Origin of the sequence: Bergeriella denitrificans NBRC 102155 (genome assembly GCF_001592185.1) — a bacterium.
GTDB classification, from domain to species: domain Bacteria; phylum Pseudomonadota; class Gammaproteobacteria; order Burkholderiales; family Neisseriaceae; genus Neisseria; species Neisseria denitrificans.
In genome coordinates this window covers 1-9,645 of sequence record NZ_BCWL01000066.1, presented here as the reverse complement: position 1 = coordinate 9,645, position 9,645 = coordinate 1, and the positions used below count along the sequence as shown (strand labels likewise).

Annotated in this window: 7 protein-coding genes; 4 read left to right on the top strand and 3 right to left on the bottom strand. The window is 56.4% G+C overall.

Going from position 1 to position 9,645, the window contains the following annotated elements:
- Positions 1–47: 47 nt before the first annotated feature.
- Positions 48–806 carry an IclR family transcriptional regulator gene (locus BDE01S_RS05265; RefSeq protein ID WP_066078282.1) on the bottom strand — a complete coding sequence of 253 codons (759 nt, stop codon included), beginning with the start codon at positions 804–806 and terminating at the stop codon, positions 48–50.
- A gap of 202 nt (positions 807–1,008) precedes the next feature.
- Between BDE01S_RS05265 and BDE01S_RS05260 the strand changes: the two genes are divergently transcribed.
- The 4 genes from BDE01S_RS05260 (at position 1,009) to mmsB (ending at position 6,133) form a co-directional block, all read left to right on the top strand.
- The gene (locus BDE01S_RS05260) at positions 1,009–2,400 is read left to right on the top strand and encodes a GntP family permease (protein ID WP_066078279.1); all 1,392 of its coding nucleotides are present in this window, start codon (positions 1,009–1,011) and stop codon (positions 2,398–2,400) included.
- A 24-nt stretch (positions 2,401–2,424) separates the two neighbouring features.
- Positions 2,425–3,585 (top strand): iron-containing alcohol dehydrogenase, encoded by a 1,161-nt coding sequence (locus tag BDE01S_RS05255; RefSeq protein WP_066078276.1) that lies wholly within the window; start codon positions 2,425–2,427, stop codon positions 3,583–3,585.
- A 50-nt stretch (positions 3,586–3,635) separates the two neighbouring features.
- Positions 3,636–5,138, top strand: coding sequence for a CoA-acylating methylmalonate-semialdehyde dehydrogenase (locus tag BDE01S_RS05250; RefSeq protein WP_066078273.1), 1,503 nt, complete (start codon positions 3,636–3,638; stop codon positions 5,136–5,138).
- 86 nt (positions 5,139–5,224) lie between these two features.
- Complete coding sequence (mmsB, locus tag BDE01S_RS05245; RefSeq protein WP_066078269.1) at positions 5,225–6,133, top strand: 3-hydroxyisobutyrate dehydrogenase; 909 nt, start codon at positions 5,225–5,227, stop codon at positions 6,131–6,133.
- A gap of 379 nt (positions 6,134–6,512) precedes the next feature.
- Here the strand turns inward: mmsB and BDE01S_RS05240 are convergent, their stop codons facing one another.
- Together BDE01S_RS05240 and BDE01S_RS05235 are read right to left on the bottom strand one after the other, a co-directional pair.
- Positions 6,513–8,954, bottom strand: coding sequence for an acyl-CoA dehydrogenase (locus BDE01S_RS05240; protein ID WP_066078266.1), 2,442 nt, complete (start codon positions 8,952–8,954; stop codon positions 6,513–6,515).
- Between the two features lie 149 nt (positions 8,955–9,103).
- Positions 9,104–9,550 (bottom strand): MarR family winged helix-turn-helix transcriptional regulator, encoded by a 447-nt coding sequence (locus tag BDE01S_RS05235; RefSeq protein ID WP_066078265.1) that lies wholly within the window; start codon positions 9,548–9,550, stop codon positions 9,104–9,106.
- Positions 9,551–9,645 lie beyond the last annotated feature (95 nt).

Below are 9,645 nucleotides of genomic sequence, written 5' to 3'. Positions count from 1 at the left end.
CCATTCTTATTTTAAATGACTATATCATTTTTCAGACGGCTTTTGCCTTACAAATCAATAATCCGACTAATTTCCTCCGCTGCTTCCTGCATATCCGGCAAATAGTGCAGCAAGTCGTCCAGGTTTTTCCGAATGACCGGCGCATGGGTGTACAGCCCGGCCAGGAAATTGCCGGCTTTATCGTAAATGGGGACGGCGCAGCCGACCATGCCGGCGATAAATTCCTGGTTGTCCCAGCCGTATGCTTTTGCTTCTACGGTTTTCAGTTCGGCCAAGAAGTCTTCCGCACGGATGTGGGTATTGTGTGTCAGCTGCTCCAGCGGCAGGTGGGCGACCAGCCGTTTGCGTTTCTCGGCAGACAGGTGGCTCAGGTAAAGTTTGCCGCCTGCCGTGCAATGCAGGGGCACTTGTGTGCCGGTTGGGAGATAGATTTGCAGCGGCCAGTTGGTTTGTACTCGGTCGGTATAAGACATGAAATGGCCGTTGGGCACGGTAATGCCGCAGGTTTCGCCGATTTTGCGCGATAAATCCGCCAATACGGCTTCCCGGTCGGCTTTGTAGTATTTGTTGTGCCACAGATGCACGCTCAGACGCATGGAGCGGATGCCGGGCACAAGGGTATGGTTTACATCGGTTTGGATAAACTGCTCTTGCTCCAAAAGCTGCAGCAGCCGGTGCAGGCTGGGTTTGGGAATGCCGAGCTGCTGCACCAAATCCTGCGGTGCGGGCGGCCGCTCTGCGCTGGCTACGGCTTCGATAATCTGCAAAACGCGTGTGATGGAAGAGCCCCGTTCGTGTGCATTCACTGATGAACTCCGGATTAATTAGTGATTACAAATTCTTATATTTTTCTGATTTTAAAATATAAATCTTCTTTCAAATCAATTTTATAACAAAATTCTGATGGCTGTAATTTAAATTTGTGATTTTACGCCTGCCTAAAATCTCTATTATTTTATCAAAACGATACAAATTGTATCGTTTTATAAAAAACAGGAGGTAAGCGTTATGTTGAGTTTACTCGGTATTTTGCTCTCGCTACTGCTGCTGATGTGGTTGGCATACCGCGGGTACAGCGTGCTGGTACTGGCGCCGGTATTGGCGATGGTCGCCGTATTGTTCAGCACGCCGCCCAATGAGATGTTGGGCACTTATACGCAAGTCTTTATGCAGGGCATGGGCGGATTTGCCATCAAGTTTTTCCCGATATTCCTGCTGGGCGCGATTTTCGGCAAGCTGATGGAAGATTCGGGCGCTGCCCACAGCATTGCTTATGCGTTGGTCAACCGCTTGGGCAGGCAAAAGGCTTTGCTGTCGATTGTTTTGGCTTCGGCGATTTTGACTTACGGCGGCGTATCGGTTTTCGTGGTGACATTTGCCGTATTCCCCATTGCTGCGGCTTTGTTCCGTGAGATGAATATTCCGAAGCGGCTGATTCCGGGCGCAATTGCCATCGGCTCGCTGACGTTTACCATGACTGCGCTGCCCGGCACGCCTGCCATTCAAAATGCCATTCCCATGCCTTTCTTTAAAACGGATGCTTTTGCTGCGCCCGGATTGGGCATCATTGCCGGCGTCATCATGTTTGTCGGCGGCATGCTGTGGATGAACCGCCGTCTGAAAACGGCTCTGGCTGCCGGAGAAGGCTATGGCGAACATCACGACGCGCATATTAAAGAGCAGGATTTCAATCACTTGCCGAATATTTATGGTGCGCTCGCACCCATCGTATTGGTGATTGTATTGAACTATGTACTGACCAAATTCGTGTTCCCGCTGATGGATACCGCTTATCTGGCGGATAAAAAATTCGGCGCGGTATCGCTCAGCTCAGTAGCGGGATTGTGGGCCATTATCGTCGCACTGGTTGCCGGCTGCCTGCTGCTGGCCGTTGCCAACCGCAAATATTGGAAAAACATCAAGCAATCGGTCAACATCGGCGCGACAGGCTCTTTGCTGCCGATTTTCAACACCGCTTCGGAAGTGGGCTACGGCTCTGTGATTGCATCTTTGGCAGGCTTTGTGATTTTGCGGGATTTTATGGTCGGCCTTTCGCCCGGCAATCCGCTGATTTCCGAAGCCATCGTGATTAACGTAATGGCGGGTATTACCGGCTCGGCCTCAGGCGGTATGAGCATTGCCTTGAATGTGATGGGTGAAACCTATATGCAGCTGGCCGAGCAATTCGGTATTTCGCCGGAATTGATGCACCGCGTGGCCTCGATTGCCTCCGGCGGCTTGGATGCCCTGCCCCATAACGGCGCAGTGATTACCATGCTGACCATCTGCGGCCTCACCCATAAAGAATCTTATCTTGACGTATTCGTTGTGGCCGTAGCCGTACCGCTTGTTGCGCTGGTTGCCGTGGTTACACTGGGAACCATGTTCGGTTCTTTTTAAACAACAGTCTGAAGGAGAAAAAAGATGAGTGCACAAATCGTATTGCCGCGCATCATGCATGTAGGCAAAGATGCCTGCTTAAAACTGCCCGACACTCTGGCTACGCTCGGCTGCAACAAGCCTCTGATTGTGACCGATAAAACCATGAGCAGCCTCGGCTATACCGCCGAACTGACAACCATTTTACAGACGGCCGGTATTCACAGCGATGTATATGACGATACCGTGCCCGAGCCGACCGACACCTCCATCATGGGCGGCGTCGAAATGGTACGCAACGGCGATTACGACTGCATTATCGCCCTCGGCGGCGGCAGCCCGATTGACAGCGCCAAAGCCATCGCGGTATTGGGCAAATTCGGCGGCAAAATACGCGATTACCGTGCGCCGCGCCAGGTTAATGAGCCTGGGCTGCCGCTGATTGCCATTCCGACAACCGCCGGTACCGGCTCGGAATGCACGCGCGTTACCATCATCACCGATGAAGCGGAAAACGAAAAGCTGCTCTGCGTCGGCTTGGGCTTTATGCCGGTGGCTGCCATCATCGATTACGCACTGACCCTCAGCGTGCCGCCCCGCACCACCGCCGATACCGGCATCGATGCGCTGACCCATGCCATCGAAGCCTATGTCAGCCAAAAAGCCAATCCTTTCAGCGACATGCAGGCGCTGGCCGCCATGCGGCTGATTGGGCCGAACCTGCGGGCAGTGTACCGCGACGGCAATAACCAGCCCGCCCGGGAAGCCATGATGCTGGGTTCAACCTTAGCCGGTATGGCATTTAGCAATGCCTCCGTTGCGTTGGTACATGGCATGAGCAGGCCGATTGGCGCATTTTTCCACGTACCGCACGGCCTTTCCAACGCCATGCTGCTGCCTGCAGTAACCGCTTACTCCATCAGCGCCGCGCCCGAACGCTATGCCGACTGCGCCCGCACCATCGGCGTAGCAGACGCCGCAGACAGCGACGATACGGCCAACCGCAAGCTGCTGGAAGAGCTGGAAGCACTCAACCGCGAGCTGAGCGTACCCACGCTGGCAGAGTTCGGCGTGACCCGCGAAGTCTTTGACTCTGTGGTCGAAACCATGGCAGAGCAGGCATTGGCTTCCGGCTCGCCCGCGAATAATCCGCGCGTACCCGACAAAGCCACCATTATCGATATTTACCGACAGCTGTGGTCTTAATGCCGTCTGAAAATACAGCCCAACAACCCCACAATCTAAGGAGAAACATCATGACAAACATTATCGGTCATTTCATCAATGGCAAAATCATCGAAGATACCGCCCACACCCAAGATGTGTACAACCCTTCTACCGGCCGCGTGGAAAAACAGGTCTCCATGGCTTCCCGAGCCACCGTTGAAGAGGCCGTTGCCGCCGCGCAAGCCGCCTTTCCCGCATGGCGCAACACGCCGGTGATGAAACGCGCCCGCGTGATGTTCCGCTACAAAGAGCTGCTGGAGCAAAACCGCGACACCATCTGCCGTCTGATTGGCGCGGAACACGGCAAAATCCTGCACGACGCGGCGGGCGAGCTGCAACGCGGTATCGAAAACGTGGAATATGCCTGCGGCGCGCCTGAGTTTCTGAAAGGCGATTACAGCAAAAACGTCGGCCCCGATATCGACTCGTGGAGCGATTTCCAGCCGCTGGGCGTGGTGGCAGGCATCACCCCGTTCAACTTCCCAGCCATGGTTCCGCTGTGGATGTTCCCACTGGCAATTGTTTGCGGTAATACCTTCGTTTTGAAACCCTCCGAGCGCGATCCGAGCGTGGGGCTGTTTCTGGCGCAACTGTTGCAGGAAGCCGGGCTGCCCGACGGCGTATTCAACGTGGTCAACGGCGGCAAAGAAGCCGTGGATACGCTGCTGACCGATGCCCGCGTTCAGGCCGTCAGCTTTGTCGGCTCCACCCCGATTGCCCAATACATTTACAGCACCGCCACCGCCAACGGCAAACGCTGCCAAGCCTTGGGCGGCGCGAAAAACCATGCCATCGTGATGCCTGATGCCGATTTAGATAACGTCGTCAACTCCCTGCTCGGCGCGGCTTTCGGCTCCTGCGGCGAACGCTGCATGGCCTTATCGGTCGCCGTTGCCGTAGGCGACGAAACCGCCGACCGCATGATTGCCGGCATCAAAGAAGGCATGAAAACCCTCAAAGTCGGCGCATATTCCGACAATGCCAACCATTTCGGCCCGCTGATTACCGCCGAACACAAAGCCAAAGTCGAAAGCTACATCAACAGCGCAGAAGAACAAGGCGCAACGATTGTGGTGGATGGCCGCAAACCCGACCTGCCTGCGGAATACGCCGACGGCTTCTTCCTCGGTGCGACCTTGATTGACGGCGTCACACCCGACATGAAAAGCTATCAGGAAGAAATTTTCGGCCCGGTATTGCAGGTCGTGCGCGTGAAAACCATGCAGGAAGCCCTGGATTTGATTAACCGCCACATCTACGGCAACGGCACCTGCATCTACACCCGCGACGGCGAGGCCGCCCGCTATTTTGCCGATAATGTTCAAGTCGGCATGGTCGGCATCAACATCCCGCTGCCCGTACCGGTGGCTTACCACAGCTTCGGAGGCTGGAAGCAATCCATGTTCGGCGATTTGGGTGCATACGGCCGCGACGGCGCCCGCTTCTATACCCGCCGCAAAACCGTTACCCAACGCTGGCCGACTTCTGAAGTACGCGAAGGCGCGGTGTTCTCCATGCCGACCTTAGGCTAACCGACATCACACCCCGCCAACCGCCTGCCTGAAGCGTCGCCCCCGATGATTCAGGCAGGCTTTATGGATAAAAAAAGGGAGCCATTATGGACAAGCAACCCAAAATCGCTTTTATCGGCTTGGGCAATATGGGCGCCCCCATGGCCGCCAACCTGCTCAAAAAAGGATACAAGCTGACCGTATTCGATTTAAACCCCGAAATCGTCAGCCATCTTGCCGCACAAGGCGCAGCAAGCGTAGCACACCCGCTGGAAATGGCCGATGCCGATATCATCATCACCATGCTGCCAAGCGGCAACATAGTCAAAAGCGTCTTACTGGGCGAACAGGGCCTGCTGCGTGCCTTATCCGCCGGCACGCTCGTTATCGATTGCAGCACGACTGCCGCCGAAGATGCCAAATTACTGGCACAAGAAGCCGCCAGCTGCCGCATCGCCCTACTGGATGCGCCCGTATCCGGCGGCATTGCCGGAGCCACAGCCGGCACACTCAGCTTTTTAGTCGGCGGCGCACAAGCAGATTTTGAGCGCGCCAAACCGATCTTAGAAGCCATGGGCAAAAACATCTTCCACGCAGGCGGCAACGGTGCGGGGCAAACCGCCAAAATCTGCAACAATATGCTGCTGGGCGTATTGATGAGCGCCACCGCCGAAGCCATCGCCCTCGGCGTTAAAAACGGCCTAGATCCAAAAACACTGTCCGACATCATGGCCGCCAGCTCCGGCGGCAACTGGGTACTGAACGGCTACAACCCCTACCCCGGCATCATGGAAAACGCACCGGCTGCACGCGGGTATCGCGGCGGGTTTATGTCCAAACTCATGTTGAAAGACCTCGAATTAGCACACGAGCTGGCCGACCAAACCCCGTGCGACACACCGATGGGCGACCAAGCGCGTGAGCTGTACCGCAGGTTTACCGCGCAACACGACGGTGATTTGGATTTTTCCGCCATTTTGGGTTTATATTTGGACGAGGTATGGGACGACAAGTAAGCATTCATTCATGCTTAATCGGAAATCTATATAGACCAAAATATTGAAAAAAATCAGAAAAGGCCGTCTGAAAAAATGATTTTCAGACGGCCTTTCTGCTAATATGAGTTGGGATAACGCGATACAAAATTTGGCTATAAATATTTGACTTACCCACCGTAGGGCGGGCATCCCTGCCCGCCGCTTTGCCGAAAGGCAAAGATTGGGCTAGGTTTGAATGCCCCATCTCATTCTGCAAATAAGCGGCGGGCAGGGATGCCCGCCCTACGGCGCTGAAACATTCAACATAACATCAACTGCCTATTCCAATGATGTCCACCACATAAAAAAGCCGTCTGAAAATCAGATTTTCAAACGGCTTTTTCAACACAATCCAAACTCAGAATACCCGTTTTTCAAAAATATCCGTATTCGGCGCGTTGAGTTCCATATCGAAATCGTCCACGGTGATGGCGTTTTTCAGCAGGCGGCGGGCTTCGCGTATGCTGTCGGCCTGCTCCGCCGTCAGCAGTTCTTTTTCCACCGCTTCGTCGAGTTTTTCAGACGGCGTGGCGGCTGTCAGTTCTCCTTTGGCTTCGGCTTTGCGCAACATCTGCTCCAAGCGGTCGGTTTGGCGCACGGCTTCCCATGCGGGTTTCAGGGCGGCCAGCGGTTCGTTCAAGTCGTCGTCGGCCGCCTGCGGGTGGAAGCGGAAGCGGGTCAGGCGTTCGAGGGTGCCGCCGAGCTGCTGCATATCGGCGGAAACTTGGTGTGCCAATGCGTCTGCCGGTGCGTTTTCGCGTCTGCCCGTCGGGAATACGGTGACGCGCAGCAAGGCGGCCGCCAGGCGGTTCGGCAGGTTGGCTACCAGCCCGGCCAATGCGGTTTCGGCTTCGTACAGGGCGAGGGAGACGGCGTATTCCGCCAGCGGTAAATCTTCCTGACGGCTGCCTTCCTGTTCGAAGCGTTTCAGGCAGGCCGATGCGGTATAGAGGTTGGAAAATGCGTCGGCCAACCGCCCCGACAGGCTTTCTCGGCGTTTCAAATCGCCGCCCAGCGTCAGCATGGCGACATCGGCGGTAAAGGCGAAGGCGGCGCTGAGGCGGTTGGCGCGTTTATAGGCCGAAGCCAGCGGCCCCGAGGGTGCGCGTCCGCCGCGCCCCGTTATGCCGTAAACGAAGCTGCGCGCCGCGTTGGACGAGCTTTGTTTCAGATGGCGGGCGAATGCGCGGTCAAACCCTGCTTCGTCGTTGTTCTGCAAGGCTTGGATTTCGTTTAGCACATGGTTGTGGCAGCGGTACGCGCCCTGCCCGAAAATCATCAGGCAGCGGGTCAGGATGTTTGCGCCTTCGACCGTGATGCCTATGGGTACGGCGTTGTACATGGCGGCCAGATAGTTGCGCGGCCCGCCGACCACGGCGCGTCCGCCGTGGATGTCCATCGCGTCGTTGATGACCTTGCGCAGCCGCTCGGTGTTGTTGAATTTCACCATGGCGGATATGACGGAAGGGTTTTCACCCATGTCCAACCCGGCCAAAGCCAGATCTTGGGCGGCCTCCATTTGGTAGGTGTGCGCCCCGATGCGCGCCAATGCTTCGCCTACGCCTTCGAACTTGCCGATGGGCAGGCCGAACTGGCGGCGTATGCCCACCCATGCCGAGGTCGTCCAAGCGGCGTGTTTGGCGTTGCCCACCGACTGCGACGGCAGCGAAATGCAGCGGCCGATGGAAAGGCACTCCATCAGCATGCGCCAGCCTTGTCCGGCGTATGCTTGGCCGCCGATAATCCAGTCAATAGGGAAGAAGATGTCTTTGCCCCATACCGGCCCGTTCCAAAACGGTGTTTCATTCGGATAATGGCGGCGCCGGTGGTGCAGCCCCTCCATGGCGGTGGGCAGCAGCGCGCAGGTAATGCCGATGTCGGTTTTGCCGCCGAGCAGGCCTTCCGGATCGCGCAACTTAAACGCCAGGCCGATGACGGTGGCAATCGGCGCCATGGTAATCCAGCGTTTTTCAAAGCTGACGCGCACGCCCAATACGTTTTCATGGCGAGAGCCGTCGCGCGGGTCGGTATAGCTGCCGTAGCAGACCGTGCCGGTGTCGGGAATCGCACCGGCGTCCGATCCCGCCCACGGGCTGGTCAGCGCGAAGCACGGTATATCGGTGCCTTTGGCCAGACGGGGCAGATAATAATCTTTCTGCTCCGCCGTGCCATAATGTTGGATCAGTTCGGCCGGGCCCAATGAGTTGGGCAGCATAATCATATAGGCCGCTGCCGGGCTGCGGCTGGCGATTTTGGTGGCGACTTTGGCATGTGCGTAATGGGAAAACTGTTTGCCGCCGTACTTTTTCTCAATAATCATGGCGATAAAGCCTTGCTCTTTCACATATTGCCAAACTTCCGGCGGCAGGTCTTTATCGCGGTGGGTATAACGCCAGTCGTTGAGCATGGCGCACAATGTTTCGGTTTCGTTGTCGATAAACGATTGCTCTTCTTCGGTGAGCTTCGGGTCGCGGTAGTTTTGCAGCTTGCGCCAATCGGGCTTGCCGTTGAAAATTTCCGCTTCCCACCACACCGTACCCGCCTCAACCGCAGCCTGTTCGGTGGCCGACAGCGGCGGCAGAATCTTTTTAAACAGTCCGAACGCAGGCCGGCTCACCAGCTTTACCCGCAGCGACGCCGCGCCCAATACCGCGCACGCCGCCAGCCACAGCAGGCCGAGCCACATCATCAAACCGCCGCCCAACAGCATGGCCGCACCGGCCGCCGCCCACAGCCACAACGGTGCGGCAAACAGCGACAGCGCCGCAACGGCTGCCAAAACAATCAAAATTTCCATCATCTTCCGTTTCTCCTGTATCGATAGCCTTATATAGTCGGAGCGTAATTTCTCCGACTATAGTTTCTGTTTTTCTCAAAGGTCTCTGTTTGAGTCTTACCAAGCCGTCCGAATACTTCGACTACGCCCAGCAACCGGATTTTCAGACGGCCTCAAACACCGCGCAGGTTATCCAGCAAACGCTGCACCGTGGCCTTGAACATCATCACGCTCTCCGGCGTCAGCCCCCGCAGCATTTTTTCCTCACATTCCTCCGCCGCCGACATACAACGGCGGTACACCTCCCGCCCTTCGTCTGTCAAATCAATCAGCACCATACGTCCGTGGTTAGGAGCACCGCGCTTGGCAACCCAGCCGTGCGCCATCATCGTGTTCACAATCTGGTTGGCCGCCTGCGGCGAAATAAACGAACGCGCGGCCAACGCGGCATTGGCCGTCGCGCCGCGCCGCTCCAGATGGGACAGCATGGTAAATTGCGGCAGGCTCACGCCTACCGGCTTCAACGCTTCAGCCAAGCGGCGGCTGACCGCCCGGTCGAGCCGGCCGATGTTATAGCTGACGGCGGGCGGGTTTCCACCGTCGGAAAAACTGTCGTTCATCAAACTGCTCCCGTGGTTTCCAAACCCTTATTGTATCGTCATTCAAACACAAAATGATACGGCTTTGCCGCACCTGCCTCCTGCTTATAGTCGGA